The 201-nt window shown below is 72.6% G+C and carries 1 protein-coding gene; it reads left to right on the top strand.

Annotated features, from left to right (window positions below; genetic code table 11):
* On the top strand, positions 1–201 hold a 201-nt coding region (locus G5A07_RS22215), incomplete at both ends, for a YicC/YloC family endoribonuclease (RefSeq protein WP_316248775.1).

Below are 201 nucleotides of genomic sequence, written 5' to 3'. Positions count from 1 at the left end.
CGGCACCCTGAGCTGGGAGCTGCGCTCGGTCAACCACCGTTACCTGGAGCCCCACCTGCGCCTGCCCGACGCCTTCCGCGACCTCGAAGGCGCGGTGCGCGAGGCGCTGCGCCAGGGCCTGTCGCGTGGCAAGGTGGAATGCACCCTGCGCTTCGCCGAGGAAACCGCCGGCTGGCGGATCAGGGCGGCTACGCCTTCGGC

Origin of the sequence: Stenotrophomonas sp. AS012628 (assembly GCF_010608305.1) — a bacterium.
In the GTDB taxonomy this organism is placed as follows: Bacteria; Pseudomonadota; Gammaproteobacteria; order Xanthomonadales; family Xanthomonadaceae; genus Stenotrophomonas; species Stenotrophomonas geniculata.
The sequence above is the reverse complement of the archived record's forward strand: the minus strand, read 5'-3'. Positions and strand labels throughout refer to the sequence as shown.